The organism is Paenibacillus cellulositrophicus, assembly GCF_009363095.1.
GTDB classification, from domain to species: domain Bacteria; phylum Bacillota; class Bacilli; order Paenibacillales; family Paenibacillaceae; genus Paenibacillus_AQ; species Paenibacillus_AQ favisporus.
The window spans coordinates 797590-816605 of record NZ_CP045296.1; the positions used below are offsets into that span (position 1 = coordinate 797590).

Annotated in this window: 16 protein-coding genes; 15 read left to right on the top strand and 1 reads right to left on the bottom strand. The window is 53.9% G+C overall.

Annotation, left to right across the window (positions count from 1 at the left end; all coding sequences use genetic code 11):
* Nucleotides 1-7 precede the first annotated feature (7 nt).
* The 15 genes from GCU45_RS33245 (at nucleotide 8) to GCU45_RS33315 (ending at nucleotide 17622) form a co-directional block, all read left to right on the top strand.
* A complete protein-coding gene (locus tag GCU45_RS33245; RefSeq protein ID WP_167527314.1) occupies nucleotides 8-1531 on the top strand; it encodes a response regulator transcription factor in 1524 nt (507 codons plus the stop codon).
* Between the two features lie 14 nt (nucleotides 1532-1545).
* Nucleotides 1546-3354 carry a cache domain-containing sensor histidine kinase gene (locus tag GCU45_RS33250; RefSeq protein WP_152404487.1) on the top strand — a complete coding sequence of 603 codons (1809 nt, stop codon included), beginning with the start codon at nucleotides 1546-1548 and terminating at the stop codon, nucleotides 3352-3354.
* 112 nt (nucleotides 3355-3466) lie between these two features.
* Entirely contained in the window at nucleotides 3467-4846 is a 1380-nt protein-coding gene (locus GCU45_RS33255) for an ABC transporter substrate-binding protein (protein ID WP_152404489.1), read from the top strand.
* Nucleotides 4847-4885: 39 nt separating this feature from the next.
* A complete protein-coding gene (locus tag GCU45_RS33260) occupies nucleotides 4886-5776 on the top strand; it encodes a carbohydrate ABC transporter permease (RefSeq protein WP_167527315.1) in 891 nt (296 codons plus the stop codon).
* A 5-nt stretch (nucleotides 5777-5781) separates the two neighbouring features.
* A complete protein-coding gene (locus GCU45_RS33265; protein ID WP_105442956.1) occupies nucleotides 5782-6612 on the top strand; it encodes a carbohydrate ABC transporter permease in 831 nt (276 codons plus the stop codon).
* 127 nt (nucleotides 6613-6739) lie between these two features.
* A complete protein-coding gene (locus GCU45_RS33270) occupies nucleotides 6740-7810 on the top strand; it encodes a M24 family metallopeptidase (protein ID WP_152404491.1) in 1071 nt (356 codons plus the stop codon).
* 22 nt (nucleotides 7811-7832) lie between these two features.
* Nucleotides 7833-9029 carry an NAD(P)/FAD-dependent oxidoreductase gene (locus GCU45_RS33275; RefSeq protein ID WP_152404493.1) on the top strand — a complete coding sequence of 399 codons (1197 nt, stop codon included), beginning with the start codon at nucleotides 7833-7835 and terminating at the stop codon, nucleotides 9027-9029.
* A complete protein-coding gene (locus GCU45_RS33280; RefSeq protein ID WP_152404495.1) occupies nucleotides 9026-10027 on the top strand; it encodes a proline racemase family protein in 1002 nt (333 codons plus the stop codon). The genes GCU45_RS33275 and GCU45_RS33280 overlap by 4 nt, the downstream gene beginning before the upstream one ends.
* 27 nt (nucleotides 10028-10054) lie before the next feature.
* On the top strand, nucleotides 10055-11053 hold the full coding sequence (locus tag GCU45_RS33285) for a proline racemase family protein (RefSeq protein WP_152404497.1): 999 nt from the start codon (nucleotides 10055-10057) through the stop codon (nucleotides 11051-11053).
* Between the two features lie 43 nt (nucleotides 11054-11096).
* Nucleotides 11097-11996 carry a dihydrodipicolinate synthase family protein gene (locus GCU45_RS33290; RefSeq protein WP_152404498.1) on the top strand — a complete coding sequence of 300 codons (900 nt, stop codon included), beginning with the start codon at nucleotides 11097-11099 and terminating at the stop codon, nucleotides 11994-11996.
* A gap of 28 nt (nucleotides 11997-12024) precedes the next feature.
* Nucleotides 12025-13464 carry an aldehyde dehydrogenase family protein gene (locus GCU45_RS33295; RefSeq protein ID WP_152404500.1) on the top strand — a complete coding sequence of 480 codons (1440 nt, stop codon included), beginning with the start codon at nucleotides 12025-12027 and terminating at the stop codon, nucleotides 13462-13464.
* Nucleotides 13465-13474: 10 nt separating this feature from the next.
* The gene (locus tag GCU45_RS33300) at nucleotides 13475-13747 is read left to right on the top strand and encodes a (2Fe-2S)-binding protein (protein ID WP_152404502.1); all 273 of its coding nucleotides are present in this window, start codon (nucleotides 13475-13477) and stop codon (nucleotides 13745-13747) included.
* Entirely contained in the window at nucleotides 13747-14079 is a 333-nt protein-coding gene (locus GCU45_RS33305) for a (2Fe-2S)-binding protein (protein ID WP_152404504.1), read from the top strand. The genes GCU45_RS33300 and GCU45_RS33305 overlap by 1 nt, the downstream gene beginning before the upstream one ends.
* Nucleotides 14076-15323 carry an NAD(P)/FAD-dependent oxidoreductase gene (locus GCU45_RS33310; protein ID WP_152404506.1) on the top strand — a complete coding sequence of 416 codons (1248 nt, stop codon included), beginning with the start codon at nucleotides 14076-14078 and terminating at the stop codon, nucleotides 15321-15323. Before GCU45_RS33305 ends, GCU45_RS33310 begins: the two co-directional genes overlap by 4 nt.
* Before the next feature lies 1 nt (nucleotide 15324).
* The gene (locus GCU45_RS33315; protein ID WP_152404508.1) at nucleotides 15325-17622 is read left to right on the top strand and encodes a beta-L-arabinofuranosidase domain-containing protein; all 2298 of its coding nucleotides are present in this window, start codon (nucleotides 15325-15327) and stop codon (nucleotides 17620-17622) included.
* A 122-nt stretch (nucleotides 17623-17744) separates the two neighbouring features.
* Here the strand turns inward: GCU45_RS33315 and GCU45_RS33320 are convergent, their stop codons facing one another.
* On the bottom strand, nucleotides 17745-18974 hold the full coding sequence (locus GCU45_RS33320) for an MFS transporter (protein ID WP_152404509.1): 1230 nt from the start codon (nucleotides 18972-18974) through the stop codon (nucleotides 17745-17747).
* Nucleotides 18975-19016 lie beyond the last annotated feature (42 nt).

Consider the following 19016-nt stretch of genomic DNA (forward strand, 5'->3'; position numbering starts at 1 on the left):
ATTGAATATGCTGAACGTCTTAGTCGTTGACGACGAACCAAAGCACAGACAAGGGTTGTCGCGGATGCTGAAAAATCTGAGGCCGGAGTATCACATCTTTAATGCCAGGGATGGTGTGGAAGCGCTGGAAAGGATGGAGATCCATCCGATCGATTTGGTATTTACCGATATCCAGATGCCGATCATGGACGGCCTCGAATTCGTGGAACATTTGACCCGCCGCGGGGGGAGCGAAAGCGTGGTGATTTTGAGCGCATACTCGGATTTCGCTTATGCACAGCGCGCGCTGCAGCTCGGGGCAAGCGATTACCTGCTTAAGCCGGTGGAAGCCCAGAAGGTTACGCCTCTCCTTCAGAAAGCCGAACATAAGGCGGGAGCCCTGCGTGAGGCGATCATCGAATCGGCTTTGTCCGAACTGCTCGAGGGAAGTCCTGCCGAAACAGACATCACTTTGCTGCAGAGGTCCTTTTCAGGCTGGAGACGCGGAATCTCGCTGGGTGCCGTGATCCACACAAGCGGTGCGGACCGGAAGCAGTTGCTGCCCCTGCTTAAACGCATGCTTGCCCACATCATGGAGGAAGCCGGTCTTGCCCATGCCTTTTATGTTACGGATCAATGGTTGACGGGGGTGATCCTTAGCGCCGATGTATCTTTTGACGTTACCTATGCGCTTGAAGCGCAACTGCAGGAACTGATGGATCATTTTCAGAAGGAGCATAACCAGGAACTAACAGTAGGATTAGGCATGTACTTTACAGAGTGGGGGCAAGGAGTACATTCTTCTAATCAGCAGGCGCGCTTTGCACTTCAAAGCTTATTTTACGACGGGCCGGGAAAATTGTATAAGTCTGACCAACAGAGCCCTAAAGACCCGTCCGCGATCATCCATTTGGATGCAGGCAAACTGGCCAAGGGGATTCTATCCGGCAAAAAGGATGACATTCATGCGTGTCTGAAGACCGAACTGGATCGTACATTGGCCCAGGGATATCCCGATCCTTCCAGGTTGAAGTATTCCGTCGCCGCCTCGATTCACCATGTCACTTCAATTTTGAGCGAAAAGGGACTTTCTCATATCCCCAATGCCGCTTTTGAAGGAGCACTGATGCGCTGCAGCCGAATGGACGAATTACGGGCGACAGCGTTCCAGTGGGTTCTAGAGATGGCGGATCATATAGACCAACGTAGACAGTGTAAAAGTGAGACCGTTGTGGACAGCTGCAAAGCCTATATTGAAGCCAACTATGGTGAGGAGGATTTGTCCCTGAGCACGCTGGCCGTGAAGTTTCATTTTAACCCTTCATATTTTTGTATTCTGTTTAAAAACCACACCCGTATGACCATCCACCAATACATCACCCACATTAGAATGAAGGCGGCGGCCAGCCAGCTGCTGCAAACCTCCCAGAAAGTTTACCAAGTGGCCGAGAACGTGGGCTACAGGGACGTGAAATATTTTATCCGGCTGTTTCGGAAGGAGTACGGCACTAGCCCGGATGAATACCGCCATTTATCCGCTACCCGCATATAAGGAAGGGATGTTCATTGAGAAACCGCCGATGGATGCCGCGATTTCAGGATCTGAGCTATCGAACGAAACTGATGTTGTCCTATGCCCTCATTGTCACGATTCCCCTAACGATACTTAGCTATAGGTATTTTGTATCGAGCAGCGGGTTTATTTCCGACTTTGCCAGACAGAACCTGTACTCCATTGTGAAGCAGAACAACGAAATTATGGACGCCGAGCTCGCCAGGGTCGAAGACAGCAGCCTCGCTTTGATCGCGGAGCAGGTTCTGTACGAACAATACCTCACTGCGAATCCGAAAGACGAATACCAAATGATCACGATGGAGAAAAAGGTAAGCCGGGCGCTGAATACATATTTTCCAGACTTGAAGCACATGTACTCCATCCACTTAATCACCAGCTATTCAGACATCGGGCCTACCGGTGCTACCGCCTTTATCCCTTATGAAGGGTTTAACCAAACAGCCCTATATCAGGCTGCCGTACAAGCGGATGGGGGAATGGCCTGGGTCCCGACGTTTTCGTTTGGTGACATGTTTCATCGGGATGCCGGGTCTCCCGTGCCCTCCGAGAACGTTGAGCTTCTGGCCGGCGTCCGACTGCTGAAATTGTTTCGGATCAATAACGGGGAGGTGATCGAGCTGCAGGGTGCAGCCGAACTTCCCGTGCTGGTCATCACCTATCAGCCCGATTATTACCGTTCCCGCTTCGCCAGCGTGCTCCCAGCCACCGGGGCTTCTTTTTTTATCATGAGCCGGGACGGTAAGAGGGTAGCCGATTCGCAGGAAAAGGATTCCACGATGGATGAAACCTCATTGAAAAGAATGGCGGAGATGAAAAGCGGCACTCTCACGATCACAAGAAACGGTAAGCCGCTCATTGTATGCTTCGACACTTCCGATGTGACCGGCTGGATTTCCGGTGTCACGATCTCGCCGGAGGCGCTCGGCAGCGCCTTTTTGCCAGAGGTGAAGTCGTACACGTTCTATTTGACGCTGATCCTTCTGCTGGTCTCGCTTCTCTTGGCATTTTTTCTGGCCAACTCCATCACCAAGCCCATTCAACAGCTGCTTCGAGCGATCAAAAAAACGGGAGAAGGGGAATTCGATACCCGTATCCCGGTCAAATCCTATAACGAGATGGGGCTGCTCATCCACAAGTACAATCAAATGAATGTTAAAATCAACAACCTGATCGAAGAAAACTATAAAGTGAAGCTGAGAGAAAAAGAAACTCAGATTATGTCCCTGAACATTCAGCTGAATCCGCATTTTCTGTATAACACGCTCAACATCATGAACTGGACGGCGCTCGAAAACGAGCAAAACGAATTGAGCGCCATGATCGTCAGCCTGTCTTCCATGCTGCAGTATACTTCTGCAAGCAATCAGGACATCGGCGATCTGGAAGAGGACCTGAATTGGTTGAAGCATTATTTTTCGATTACCGAGCAGCGGTTTGAAGGCAAATTCACGGTGACCTATGACATCTCGCCTGAGCTGTATTCCTTCAAGGTCCCAAAGCTGTTCCTGCAGCCCTTTGTTGAGAACGCTATCGTTCACGGCTTCGCCCGCCTGCACAGCGGTGGACAGATTGTGATCCGGGGGCGGCTTATTGGGGATGAGCGGATTTTCATGGTGGAGGATAACGGAATCGGCATCCCTCATCACAAATTGGCTGGTTTGACACGGGAAGAAAGCCGCTCCATCGGCATCCGCAACGTTGATCAGCGAATCAAACTCATCTACGGTGATTCCTACGGCGTGACCGTAACCTCAGAAAAACGCAAGGGGACAACCGTCATCATCAAACTGCCGAGATGAACAACACATAAAAATTGTCCACCATTCCAAAAATGTTCGAATTTTTTTTGAACCTCCTCTTTTTTACAATGAATTTACAAACATCAATTCCATGTGATTGGAGGGTAAAAGAATGAGAATTTCCAAATTTCTCGCTGGGATCGCTTTACCCGCTATACTCGCTGTAACCGTTTCCCTTTCGGGTTGTTCGGGCAGCGGAGGATCAGCCCAAAGTGAGGGTGGCACCAAGGATGGGGGCAACAGGGAAGAAAAGGTCACCCTAAAGTTTGCCTTTTGGGGAGACACGATCGAAAAGAAGACGGTCACGGAAGCGCTCGAAAGCTTTGAGCAAAAAACCGGCATTCAGGTGGAGCCTATGCACATTCCGGCGGACTATTTGACCAAGCTGACGACGATGGTCGCAGGCAATGTCGCACCAGACCTCGGATATTTATCATCCGGAGCGGCACTAAGCTGGGGGAAAGACGGGAAACTGCTGAACCTGGCTCCGCTGATCGAGGAGGACAAGGAATTTAAGAAGGAAGATTACCTGGATCAAGTATGGTATGAAATCGAACCGGGCAACACGATCGGCATGAGTACGGCTGTAGAAGGATACGGACTCATGTACAACAAGGATATGCTCCTTGAGGCGGGTGTCGAGCTTCCTCCCACGCAGGCAGATAAGGCATGGGACTGGGACACATTCATTGAGTACGCAAAGAAGCTGACCCTGGACGATCAGGGACGAAATGCGCTCGACCCTAATTTTAATCCGAATAAGATCAAGCAGTTTGGCCTCCAATACGACCCGTACAACATGATGGCAGCCGTGGTTTCGAACGGCGGTAATTTCCTGACGGAAGACGGAAAAGGATTCGGGCTGGCGAAGCCGGAGGCGATCGACGCGATTCAAAAGCTGGCGGACTTAATGTATGTGCATCACGTATCGCCGACGCCGCTGCAGACCAAGAGCCTGCCTGACATGGCGCTCCAGACCAAGAAGGTCGCCATGACGGTATCCGGCAACTGGGCGCTCCAGGCTTTTGCAGAACAGGATTTCAATCTTGGCGTCGGGGTCCTGCCTAAATTATTGAAAAGCAATACGCTGCTGGACGGCGCGCCGACGGTCATTTTCAAATCAACCAAGCATCCGAAAGAGGCATGGATGCTGTATAAATACATGGCGGATCCGGAATCGGTGCTGCCGCTGATCGAAGGCGGCTTGTGGATGCCGCTCAAGAAAGAGTGGTATACGAATCCGGACCTCATCAATAAATGGGCGTCGGGGAACAAGGCTCACCCGGAAGGATACACAGATGCTTACATGAAACAGACGATTGAAAACGGCATCCGCACCCCGGGCTTTGAAGTGAAGAACCTGGATAAAATCAATGCGCTGGTGACCCCTGCCCTTGACTTGGTATGGACCGGCAAGAAGTCGGCGGAGGAAGCCCTGAAAGAGATCGAACCTAAAGTACAGCCGCTGATTGAAGGCTATTACGGCAAATAACCCCGTCCGAACAAACCGATCCAGAAAGGAGGGATTCCCATGCTGCACAAACGCCGTATCGCCGTGGCGGGCATTCTCTTCGCCCTGCCCAGTATCTTTGGGATTATGCTGTTTGTCGTTCTGCCCATGCTCACCAGCATGCTGCTCAGCTTTACGGATTACCGGATCGTGAATACGCCCAAATTCATCGGGTTTACGAATTATAAGCGGCTTTTCGACGGAACGGATCCCTATTTTTACAATTCGCTGTGGGTGACCTTTAAATACGTCATTCTCCGCGTTCCGCTCGGACTGATCGTCTCATTTATCGCCGCTTTCCTGCTGAACATGGAATTTATCCGCGGCAAATCGGTCTTCCGCACGATCTTCTATCTGCCGGCGATCGTGCCGGCCGTTGCGTCCTCGATGATCTGGATCTGGCTGTTCAGCCCGGACCTCGGACTGTTCAACAGCTTCCTCGAAGCGCTGAATCTGCCCACCTTAAATTGGTTGTACTCTGAAAATACGGTGGTTCCTTCCATTGTGATCATGAGCCTGTGGGGGATGGGAAGCACGATCATTATTTTCCTGGCAGGACTCCAGGGTGTACCCAGATCCCTGTATGAAGCCGCCATCGTAGATGGTGCTGGTGCGGTCCGGAAATTCCGCCATATCACCATTCCGATGATGACGCCGATCATTTTCTTCAACCTGATCATGGGGTCGATCGGGGCTTTCCAAGTGTTCACGGAAGCCTTGATTATGACGCAGGGAGGACCGAATAACGCCAGCTTGTTCTACAATTACTACATCTACCGTCAAGCTTTTCAGTTTGGCGAAATGGGGCAGGCCTCAGCCATCGCCTGGATCCTCTTTATCATCATCCTGATCGTCACGGCGATCTTTTTCCGGACATCCAAGTCCTGGGTATTTTACGAAAGTGAGGTGTAGCGCCCATGAGGAAAAGCCGCCGGGTCTCGCAGATCATCGTATACGCCATTCTCATCCTGGGGAGTGTATTCTGTTTGCTGCCATTGTTCTGGTTAGTACGCAGCTCCATGATGTCGTCCATGCAGATATTCGAGATGCCGCCCAAATGGATTCCCTCGCCGTTCCGGTTTCAAAACTATACGGAGGCGCTGACGACCATCGATTTTCTCCGCTTTTTTCGGAACACCTTGACGATCACCGCCAGCTGCCTGATCGGAGCGCTCATCAGCAGCTCGCTCGGGGCATACAGCTACGCAAGGCTTGACTGGCCGGGGAAGAAGTTTTTCTTTGGATTGCTGCTTGCCAGCATGATGCTTCCCGGCGCGGTCACGCTGATCCCTACTTTTATCGGCTGGAGGCTTGCCGACCTGATTAACACTTACGTGCCATTGATATTGCCTGTTTGGTTTGGTTCCGCATTCGACATCTTTTTGCTGCGGCAGTTTTATGCCGGTATCCCGAGAGATCTCGATGAAGCAGCTTATGTGGATGGGGCTGGCCCCTGGACAATTTTCTGGCGGATCATCATTCCTTTATCCAAACCGCCTTTGATTGTCATCGGCTTATTCTCGTTCATGAACTCGTGGAACGATTTCATGGGACCGCTCGTGTACTTGAACGAAGAAAGCAAGTTTACGCTGGCGCTTGGGCTCCAAATGTTCCAGTCGCTTCACAGCGCGCAGTGGCATCTGCTTATGGCAGCCTCCACCGTGGTCATCCTGCCGGTCATTATCGTGTTTTTCATCGGCCAGCGGTATTTTATCGAGGGGATTACGCTGACTGGCATGAAGGGATGAGGAAGTGAATTTGCAGATTTGTGCAGCCGTCATTCAACAGTGTTGAATCTTGTTACATTAGATTGATTATGAAGAAACCATAGCATCCTTTGCTGCTGCGAGGATGAATAAGGAGCGTGAACCTAACATGGAAGCACAGCGCCTCACCAAGGTAAGGGAAGAGCTTGAGCGTCAAGGTATCGACGGACTCTTGATTTCCAGCCCGTATAACCGCAGATATGTGACCGGATTTACGGGCACAGCCGGCTTTGTCGCTATTACGAAAAATCAGGCCTTGCTGATCACCGATTTTCGCTATACCCGTCAAGCGGCGGAACAGGCCGAAGAATACCAGGTTGAACAGCATACGGGCCAGCCGCTCGAAATGATCCGGGAGAAGCTGAGTGCTGCAGGGGTGCGGAAGGTCGGGTTTGAGCAAGATCATCTCACGTACGCGTCATACCAAACCTATGTTGAAACCTTTCAGGGTTTTGAACTGATCCCGACGCAAAATCTTGTGGAAAAGCTGCGCGGAATCAAAGATGAGCGGGAGCAGGAGCACATTCGAAAGGCGATCGATATTACGGACATGGCCTTTGAGCATATCCTGGGCTACATGAAGCCAGGCGTTACCGAAATGGACGTTGCCACGGAGCTTGAATACTTTATGCGCAAAAACGGCGCCGTCTCGTCCGCGTACCCGACGATCGTGGCTTCCGGCGTCCGTTCGGCGCTGCCGCATGGTCTGGCCAGCTCCAAGCCGCTGGGAAGGGACGAATTTGTGACGCTCGATTTCGGCGCGAGCTACGAGGGATATTGTTCCGATCTGACGCGGACGGTTTTTATTGGTGATCCGACGGAGCGGCATCAAGAGATTTACCGGATTGTGCTTGAAGCCAATCGAAAGACCTTGGAAGGCTTAAAGCCGGGGATGACCGGAAAGGAAGGGGACGCTTTGGCTAGAGACTCCATTGCCGGCTATGGGTATGGGGAGTATTTCGGACACGGGCTCGGTCATGCATTTGGCCTGGAGATCCATGAACTGATGCGCCTTTCCGAAAAGACGGAGGATTTGCTTGCGCCCGGCATGGTTTTGACCGTGGAACCCGGCATCTATTTGCCCGACTTTGGAGGCGTCCGCATTGAGGATGACATTCTCGTGACGGACACCGGGATTGAAGTGCTGACGAAATCAAACAAAGAGCTGATTGTCCTATAAAACGAAAGAAGTGATTGCATCCATGCGTGATGAAACCGCAGAAATCGTCATCATCGGGGGAGGGATCATCGGCATGTCTATTGCCTACTATACCGCGAAAGCCGGCATGGACGTACTCGTCGTGGAACAGGGGGAAATCGCCGGCGGTACCTCTTCCAAATGCGACGGCAACATCCTCGCCATCGACAAGGATCCGGGCTTCGACAGCCAGATGTCGCTGAAGTCGCAGGAATTGGTCAAGGAGTGGGTACGGGATCTCGATGAGGAGTTCGAATACAGGGCTCCCGGAAGCATTCTGGTCTGTGAGTCTGACGAAGAAATGATCGCTGCCGAATCCTGGGTCGCACGCCAGCGTGAAGCCGGCCTGCCCTTCCGCATGCTTGATCAAAAGGATCTAAGGGACGAATGGCCATACATGGCCGAAGACCTGCCAGGCGGATTGGAATGTGCGACGGATTCAACGGTCAATCCTGTGCTGCTGACCTACTCGCTGGCGTCCACAGCCCGGCGTTATGGGGCAAGGCTTCGAACCCATACGCCCGTCACCGGCATTCAGCTTGACGAGGGAAGGAATGTACGCGCCGTCGAAACCTCGGAGGGCAGAATCCGCACGAGTATCGTCATTAACGCGGCCGGGGTATGGGCAAAGCATATCGGACGGATGGTGGGCATCGATATTCCGATCGAGCCCCGCAAGGGACACATTCTTGTCGCATCCCGGTGGGCGAACATCGGGAAACGGAAGGCGATGGAGTTCGGATATTTGATGAGTAAATTCGGCGGGACCCGCACAGTGGACCCCAAATTCGACCAATATGGCGTTGCGCTCGTCTTCGAGCCCACCGCTTCGCAAAACTTCCTGATCGGCTCCAGCCGCCAATTTGTCGGGATGGACAGCGGCGTAGATCAGCAGGTCATCAGCTTGATTGCGGAAAGAGCCATTCGTTTTTTCCCTGTGCTGGAACAGATTCCGCTCCTGAGAACCTATGCGGGCTTGAGGCCGTGGACGGCGGATCATCTGCCGATCGTTTCTGCAATCGACGAAGTCCCCGGATTCTTTGTGGCGGCGGGACATGAAGGGGACGGGATCAGCCTGGCCGCCGTAACCGGGAAAGTGATCAGCGAAATGCTGAGCAGGGTGGAGACCTGCATTCCGGTGGACCGTCTTCGTTATGACCGATTTCGGAGCAAGCCGCACCCCCAGGAGGTGATTCGATGAGATGGTCCAAGATGGTCACCACGATCGACACGCATACCGGCGGGAATCCGACCCGGACCGTCATGTCCGGGGCTCCGGAGCTCTTCGGGAAAACGATGACCGAAAAGATGGTCTACATGTCCGAGCATCATGACGATTTCCGCAAAGCGCTGATGTTCGAACCCCGCGGGCACGAGGTCATGTCCGGCTGCATCTTGACTTCGCCATGCGATGAGAAGGCCGACATTGGGGTCGTGTTTATCGAAACCGGCGGGTATTTGCCGATGTGCGGTCACGATACGATTGGGCTGTGCACGGCGCTGATCGAGGCGGGGTATTATCCGGCAAGCAAGGACGTCATCAGGCTCGACACGCCGGCCGGCCTTGTGGAAGCCAGGCTCGAGATCGAGAGAGGAAAGGTCCGTCAGGTCACCTTTACGAATATTCCTTCTTTTCTCTACAAGCATGATGTCCGGGTGCAGGTCGGCGATCTCGGTGAGGTCTCCTTGGATCTTGCTTACGGCGGCAATTTTTACGGGCTCGTCGATGCCCGATCACTGCATTTGCCTCTGGTTCCCCAGCGGGCTTCCGAGATCGTCCGCACCGCCGTCCGGATCCGCGACGCGGTGAATGACAGCTTTGAAATTGTACATCCCGAAATTCCCGTCATTCGCGGACTGACCCATATTGAGTTCTACAGCGATCCGGTATCGCCAGTGGCCCACTGCCGGAATACGGTCGTCGTCCCTCCCGGGGGGATTGACCGCTCCCCCTGCGGAACGGGCACATCCGCCAAAGTAGCCGTGCTGCGTGCCAAGGGCGAACTGGGAATCGGTGAAGAATTCGTCCACGAGAGCATCGTGGGTTCGATGTTCCGCGCCCGTGTCCTGGAAGATACGTCTGTCGGCCATCTGCCGGCCGTGATTCCGCAGATTTCCGGCTCGGCTTGGGTGATGGGCTTTCACCAATTCATTCTTCAGGAACGGGATGAACTGAAGTCTGGTTTCTTTCTGCTCTAAACATCACTACGACGGGGGGCCAGCAGTATGGAAACGAAAAAATGGTATGCGGCGATCGATGTGCATTCCTGCGGACAGCCGCTGCGGATCATTACGGGCGGCCTGCCGCTATTGGCCGGTTCGACGATGCGCGACAAGGCTGTATTTTTCCAGCGGCATGAGGATGACGCAAGAAAGCTGCTGATGTCGGAGCCGCGCGGCCACTATGCAATGACCGGTGCTATCGTTACAGCGCCGGTGACGCCGGAAGGGCGATTCGGTTTGCTGTTCCTGAACCAGCAAGGACTTGCATCCGTCAGCGGGCATGGAATCATCGCTGCGGTCACGGCTTGGATCGAGACGGGGCAAATCGCTCCGTCCGATGCAGCGGCGGGTATACTGATCGATTGCCCGTCGGGAACCGTCCAGGTGGTCGCTGATGTGGAGGGAGACGAGGTTCGGGAGGTGTCGTTCCGAAATGTGCCCAGTTATGTGCACTCGGAGCGACTTCCTGTGACGATCCAAGGAAGGGAAATCAGGGTGGACGTCGCTTTCAGCGGTGAATTTTTTGCCGTGGTGGATATAGGCGAGTTCGGAGCGACTTCCTTGGAGCCCCATCAGCTTAGGGATTGGGCAGGTATGATCCGTAATGAAGCCGAAAGCCGGCTTGAACTTCAGCATCCGCAGCTGGATTGGATATCCGGTATTCACGGCGTGTTCTTTTATCAGCGGGATGAGCGTGATCGTCTGTCCTTCCGCAGCGCTTGCGTCTTTGCCGGGGAGCAGCTTGACCGGTCGCCGGGCGGAGCCGGAGTATGCGCTCATTTGGCGGTCCTTAGCTCCCGCGGACGGCTCGAACCCGGACAGCAGGCTGTGTATCAGGGGATCAGCGGGGTGCAGGTCATAGGAAGCATCGCCGGGGACAGCATTCTGGCTGGCAATAAAACCATCATTCCACAGCTAACGGGAACCGCCCATGTACTTGGTTTCATGAATTTCGTATTGGATCCGGACGATCCGCTACCGGATGGGTTCGTACTGAATTAGCCTTACAAATATCAACTTGAATCATGAGAGGAGACATCTTGATATGCCAAAATTTGAAGGGGTTTATGTGGCGATCGTTACACCGTTTACAGCCACATTTGAAGTGGACTACAAGCGTCTAGCTGAGCTGTGTGACTGGCTCATCTCGCAGGGCGTCAACGGCTTGGTTCCGACAGGATCGCTAGGGGAATATGCCACGTTGACAAATGAGGAGCGGGCTAAGGTTGTAAATACCGTCATTGAAGCCGCAGCGGGACGCGTACCGGTTGTCGTCGGATCAGCCGCTCCATCCACGAGGCAAGCCGCCGAGTGGGTCCGGCATGCCAAGGATTCAGGCGCTGCAGGCGTAATGGCCCTTCCGCCGATCCAGTACCGTCCGCTGGAGCATGAGGTCATTGCCCATTACGAAGCGCTGAATGAAGTCGGGCTGCCGATGATCGCCTACAATAATCCCCATGATTATAAGGTCGATTTGACGCCGCAGCTGCTCGCCAGACTTTCGAGACTGGAGCATCTCGTGGCGGTGAAGGAGTTTTCGGGCGATATCCGCAGAGTGCACGACATCCTGGAATATACCGATTTGGATGTGCTGATTGGCGTCGACGACTTAGCTATGGAAGGTCCGCTGATGGGGGCTGTGGGCTGGATTTCCGGGGTGCCGAACGCGCTGCCTAAGGAAGGCGTGGAGCTTTTCAATCTGGCTAGACAAGGGAAGGTGCAGGAAGCGACCAAGCTATACCGCCGCTTGCTACCATTGTTTCATTATGATGCAAGTCCCCAGTTAGTGCAGTCGATCAAGTACATGATGGAGCTTGCCGGATTCCCGGTTGGTCCAACCAGACCTCCGCGCCTTCCGCTTCCGGAAGTTGAGTATGAAGCGATTCAAAGGGCATTTGAACATGCCGTTAACCGTCATCCTGCCGGTGAAGCGAAGAGCTCTTAAGAAGAGAATGAAAAAGGAGGGTTAGCGTATGGTACACAGCCGAAATTGGATTGGCGGAGAGTGGATCACCCCCGCGTCGGATGAGCTGGCCGTGAAGAACCCGTCCAACATTCATGAGGAGATCGGGGTGCTTCATCTGTCGGATGCATCGCATGTCGCTCAGGCAGAGCAGGCGGCCCGAGCCGCATATCGTTCCTGGTCCCGTTTGACCGGTGCCGCCCGAGGTGAGCATTTGTATCGCATGGCGGCTGCGCTCGAGTCCGCCTTTGCTGATGTCGCCCGCCTCGCCAGCATGGAAATGGGGAAGCCGATCACCGAAATGCAAGGTGAAGTCATCCGGGGAGTCAACCTGCTTCGGTATTACGCGGCGGAAGGCGTCCGCTCTAACGGAGTGGTCATCCCCGCAAGCGAGCCGAACGTGCTTCAGCATACGAAGAAGGTTCCCTTGGGCGTGGTAGGTGTCATTACGCCATGGAATTTCCCGGTGGCGATCCCGTTATGGAAAATCGCACCTGCGCTCATTTGCGGCAATACGGTGGTCTGGAAGCCAGCGGAGAACGCCTCATTGACCGCCACCCTGCTGTGCGAAGTTTTTGCGGCAGCAGCTCTCCCGCCAGGCGTCCTGAACCTGGTGGTCGGCAAAGGTAGCAGGATCGGCGACGCCCTTCTGGAGCAGATTTCCCTTGACGCCGTAAGCTTTACTGGCTCAACGGCGACAGGAACCCGCATCGCCCAAATTTGTGCGAAACGAAACATCAAGTATCAGACCGAAATGGGCGGGAAAAATGCGGCCGTGATCCTGAATGACGTCGACCTGGAGAAGACGGTCCCGATGATTGTGAGCGGCGCATATCGTTCGGCCGGCCAGAAATGTACGGCAACCAGCCGAATCATCATTGAATCCGGAATTTATGACGCTTTTATTAAAGCGATGAAGAAGGCGATCGACGGAATCAAGCTGGCTCCATCGCTGGATCCGTCGGCTTATCTTGGACCTGTCGCTTCCGCAAGCCAGTATGAAACGGTAATGTCCTATGTGAAGCTTGCGCGGGACCAAGCTGAAATCGTAGCCGAAGGCCGCTCTGCCGAGGCGGACGAAGAAGGGTATTATATTCCGCCGATCGCAGCAGCCGGCGTGGATCCAGGCCATCCATTGATTCAGGAAGAAATTTTCGGACCGGTTACCGCGATGTTGAAGGCAGCCGATTTCGACGAAGCGATCGCCTTATGCAATAAATCCCTGTACGGACTCAGCGCTTCATTGTTTACCCGGGATTTGTCTTATGCGCATCGTTTCCTGGATGAAGCTCAGGCCGGGATGGTCCGCGTCAACCAGGAAACTGCGGGCGTGGAATATCAATCCCCGTTCGGCGGCTTGAAGCTGTCGAGCTCACATTCGCGCGAGCAGGGTCAAGCCGCGCTCGATTTTTATACCGAGCTGAAAACCTGCGCCATCCGGTATTGGTAGGAGGCCGGCCATGAATACATCAAACCTGATCGTTTGCCGTTGTGAAGAAGTGACCTTGGAACAATTGGAGGAAGCCTACCAATCGGGCTGCTGTTCAGCCAGGCAGATCAAAATGAAGACGAGAGCGACAATGGGAGCCTGCCAGGGCCGGGTATGCAGACAGATGCTCGACGCCTGGGTTCATTTGAAGAACCCGCAGTTACCCCGGGATGCGGAGCAGCTGGCTTACCGTCCGCCGATCCGTCCCGTCACGTTCGGGCAGCTGGCGAAGGGAGAGGTGTAATGGACAGAATCGAAAATCATCCGATCTTGGGGCCGAGGAAATCAAAGCGGGAACCCGTAGATTTTACGTTTAACGGGGAGAAATGGGCCGGGCTGAAAGGCGAGCCGATTGCGGCAGCGCTGCTCGCCGTGGGCATACGGACACTGCGTCGGCATGAGGAATCCGGCAGCCCCCGCGGTCTGTACTGCTCGATCGGCCACTGTATGGAGTGCCGCCTGAACGTGCAGGGCAAAGGCACGGTGAGAGCCTGCTTGACTCCTTTGGAAGCGGGGATGTGCATCTCGGAAGGGGAGCGGCTCCCCAATGAGATTACAGGGAGGAGGCTTCCATGACGCCGGCGTTTCCTTTTGATCTGTTGATCGTCGGGGCAGGCCCGGCAGGATTGTCGGCGGCTGTGGAAGCTGCTAGCCGCGGTCTCTGCGTTGCCGTGGTGGACGAATTTCCCGAACCAGGAGGCCGCATGTTAGGGCAGTTTCACGAGGAGAAAGGGCATTGGTGGGTCGGAAGACAGGTGGCCGAGCAGCTTCTCGACAAGTGCTCCGCGCTAGGAGTGAAGATTCGGTGCGGAGTATCCGTCCACAGCATCCTGCGAAGCGGCGCCGAATGGGTCCTGAAGACCTCCGAAGGATCCATGCAAGCCAGGAACGTACTGCTCGCCACAGGCAGCGCTGAAATTCCCCACCCCCTGCCGGGGTGGACGCTGCCGGGTGTCATGTCGATCGGCGCCGCACAGGTCATGGCCAATGTTCATTACGTCAAACCGGGACGCCGCGGCTTGATCATAGGCGTCAATGTGCTCGCCATGGCGATCTCCCGCGAGCTGTCGGTGAGCGGCGTTTCGATCGCAGGGATTGTCCTGCCCGGGATTGGGCCGATAACCGGCAAAGAAGCATCGCCAAAAGAGAGCCTGAAGGAACTGATGGGATTGGCCCATTTGGCGCCGTCACCGCTGATGAGGATCGGAGGAAAAGCTGCAAACGCTTTGGGGATGGCGGGTTTCGTATCGAGGTTCATTCCAAGGAGCGGGATCAAGATTTGGGATATCCCCTTACGTTTGCGAACCGTTGCCGTATCCATTAACGGGCGCAGCCAGGTTCAATCGGTCACACTTGCGGATGTCAACGGAGAGGGCGCCGTTATTCCGGGAAGCCAGCGGGAGGAGCTTGTCGATTTTGTGGCGATTGCCGGAGGGCTATACCCTTTGGCCGAATTGGCGTCGGTAGCCGGCTGCCCGTTTGTGTATGCGGAAGAGCTGGGGGGCCACGTACCGGTTCACGATGAGCAAATGCGGACTCCGGTCGAAGGGCTGTACGTAGCCGGAAATATTACCGGAATCGAGAGCGCGCTGGTAGCCATGGCTCAAGGACGCCTTGCGGCCGCCACAATTTCCGGTGACACTGGCCTTCTCGGTCAACATCATGATCAAGAAGTGCAAGAAGCCATGCAGGATGTCCGACGCGTGCGTGCCTCCGCGCTCATTCAATTCCGGCCGGGCATCCAGGAAGCCAGGGATCAATTTTACCGGAAATGTGGCAGGTTTCAGAGGGAGAAGAACGGGATAAAGGAGGAGGGATGACATGAGTTCCATTCACGATGATGAAATGATCGTCTTAAAAGACATGGAAGCCCTGTATCTGGGTAATCTCGGCACCGTCGAATTCGACATCAACCTGCCCAGGGAAGGAAAGTACGGATCGCAGATCTCCTGGCAGTCGGGAGATAGCCGTTTCATCAAGGATGACGGCAAGGTTGCCCGTCCAAAGTACGGTCTCGGCACACGGACCGTTCCGCTGATTGCGACGTTCCGCTATGGAGAAAGCGTAAAGGAACAAGTGTATCACGTGACCATTTTGGAAGAAGAAAATAACATCAAAGTTTCCCGGATTTATCCCATATCCCTGAGAGCTGAACTCGGTAAGAAGGTATATTTGCCTTCCGTCACGGTAGTTGAAACCGAGGAGCATGAGGTCATAACCCATGCTGTGAATTGGGTAGGCGGGGAAGAACGCGTGTTTCAAGAAGCCGGACCTGCAGCCGCACGAGGCTTTCTCAAGGATACGGAAATTCCGGTCACTGCGGAAATTTTGGTTCAAGCCAAAGTGGAGCAGGAAAAGATGGATCCGCTCCCGACTGTAAAAAGCTTTTCTCCAAGCGCAGTCCGGCTTGGCGGCGACACAGCCTTTCAGGCAGCCCAAAACCGAAGCCTGGCATTTCTGAAATCCGTCAATGACGATCAGATGCTGTATAATTTCCGGGCTGCTGCCGGATTGGATACGAAGGGTGCCCCGGAAATGCTCGGCTGGGATTCGCCGGATTGTTTGCTCAGAGGACATACGACAGGGCATTACCTGTCCGCCCTGGCACTCTGCTACGCGGCAACAGGGGATGAAGACATCAAAGAAAAGGCGGACTATATGATCGCCTCGTTAGAGGAATGCCAGCGGGCTTTTTCCACAAAACCCGGTTATCATGAGGGATTCCTGAGCGGTTACTCCGAGGAGCAGTTTGACCGCTTGGAATCATTTACGAGATATCCGGAAATTTGGGCGCCTTATTATACGCTGCATAAAATCCTAGCGGGATTGCTTGACGTTCATCGTCATCTTGACAGCGGTACCGCACTCGGGATCGCCGATCGTCTCGGCGATTGGGTGTATCACCGATTAGGCAGGCTGCCCAACCACGTGCTGAAAACGATGTGGAGCATGTACATCGCCGGCGAGTTCGGCGGCATGAACGATTCGCTTGCGGAGCTGTACCAATTGACGCGTAAACCAAGCCATCTGGCGGCGGCTAAATGGTTTGACAACGACCGGCTGTTCGTTCCGATGCAGGAGCGCATCGATGCGCTCGGCGGGCTTCACGCCAATCAGCATATACCGCAGGTCATCGGTGCCCTGAACATTTTCCGGGCTACCGGCGAGAAAAAATATTATGAGATCGCCCATTTCTTTTGGCAGGCGGTGACGAACGCCCACATTTATTCGATCGGAGGAACGGGTGAAGGCGAAATGTTTCGGCAGGCGGGCAAGATCGGGGAATACCTCAGCGATAAAACCGCTGAAACCTGCGCCTCCTATAATATGTTAAAGCTGACAAAGGAATTGTTCGGTTATGAACCTGCGGCGAAATACATGGATTATTACGAACGGACGATGTTTAATCATATCCTGGCTTCGGGCGACAGCAAACCAACGGGAGGAAGCACGTACTTCATGCCGCTAGAGCCAGGAGGCAGAAAGTCATTCGATTCGACAAGCAACACCTGCTGCCATGGCACCGGCTTGGAAAATCATTTTAAGTATCCTGAAGCGATCTATTTTTACGATGAGCAGTCGCTGTTCGTCAATCTATTTGTGTCCTCCGCCTTGAATTGGGAGGAGAAGGGGATAACCATAGCACTTTCTGTGCAGGAACAAGAACCAGGGGAGGTTACACTGCGATTACAGGGTGAAGGAAGGTTTACTTTGAAAATCCGCCGACCTTACTGGAGCCCGGAAGGCGGCATCATGGAGATCAACGGCCGCCAAGTCGATTACATGCCGGGGCCAGACGGTTATTGGTCCCTGGATCGGGAGTGGAAGGACGGCGATGTAATTCATTTGAGGCTTGACTGCAGGATTCGCCTGGAATCGGCTCCTGACCGGAAAGAATGCGTATCGCTTGCTTACGGGCCTTATATTTTGGCTGCGGTATCGGACTCTAAAGAGTACCTGCGGCTTCCGCTTCAGGAAGGAGATCTGGACGGTCAATTCGTTAAGGAAACCGGACCGCAAGGGCTCCAATTCCGCTATATAAAGGACGACGTAACGTTTATTCCGCTGGCGGATGTCCAGAACGAGAGCTATCACGTTTACTTCTTGGCCGAAGGTTAAACTATGGATCGGTGATGAAACAAAGTACGGCAAGTCACCATGGGAATTATAAATTGATTTATCGAATCAGATTAAAACCTTAACGCCGTCGGTAATATACCGGCGGCGTTAAATTTTCTATCCTATAGGTCGATGTCTGAATCTAAACGGCGAACCTGGCGGGAGGATAGCGTCCACGTCGCCCCTAGTAGCAGCAGAATACCACTTGCGACGAAGATGAACCCAATCCAGGTCCCATGTTCTGAACCGATGATCCAGGTAAGCCAAGGGGACAGCTTCGTCCCAGGGAGGAGCCTTTCGAGCCATTGATCGGCCAGCGGCCCCGTAATAAGGAAGGACATGGGCGCCGTGACGGCACATAACTGGCCGTATGCGGCAAATACTCGTCCTTGAAGGGTAAGGGGCGTTTTGCGCTGCAAAATGGAGTAAAACAAAGCCCCTGTCATCGCGAGTGGAAGCATAAGCAGAAATACGGCGGCTCCCAGCATGATGAGATGAGTGCTCGTTCCGAGCAGAACAAACATCAAAGAGGTGAGGATTGAGCCGGCGAAGATGAACCTGATTTTATACCGGAAATGTCCCCACCATACTGCAGCAGCCGCACCTGCCAATGCACCGGCATTCATTGCTCCCAACAGCAGGGTCAAGGCGTCGCTGCTCCCTGAGCGCTGCAGGAAAAAAGGGATAGCCAGCTCAAGCGGCCCGTTGAGAATAAAATTCCACCATCCAAAATAAAGAAGCAGATAGAGCAGCGGTTTGTTTTTCCACAAAAATCGGAAACCTTGAATGGCATCGTTCCATATGCGAATCTTCTCCAGCGGTCTTTCTTTGTGCTTTATTTCAGGCAGCGGGAGAAAAGCGACCACGCCGGTTCCTACCAGGAAGGTGAGCAGATCCGCCGCCAAGATGATGCTAATTCCATACGGTTCGTAGAGTAAACCAGTCAACGAAGGGGCGATCACCCCTGCAAGCGGAAAGAGCAGCTCTTTCATGGCATTCATGCGATCCAGTTCTTCATCCCTCACCATAAGCGGGATCATGACGGAGGTTGCCGTGCTCTGCAGCGCCACAAACAATCCCTGCACGGCAGCAATGCCATAGATCGGCCACAGCGTGGAATGGATGTTCATGAGGCAGATCACGAGCAGCAGCGTACAGACCGCCTGGCCTGTATCTCCGGCAATAATGGCCGTTTTGCGCTTCCAACGGTCAGCGGCGATGCCGATCCAGCCGCCCAAGAACAAGAGGGGAAGCTCATTGAAAAGTGCCAGCAGCAGCAAGGGAGTCGACTGACCCGTTTCATGGAATAATTTTAGCCCGATCGCAATGGAGGTCATGCTGCTTCCCAACATGGAAAAACCCTGCAAACCGAAAAAAACGTAAGGTAGAGCTTT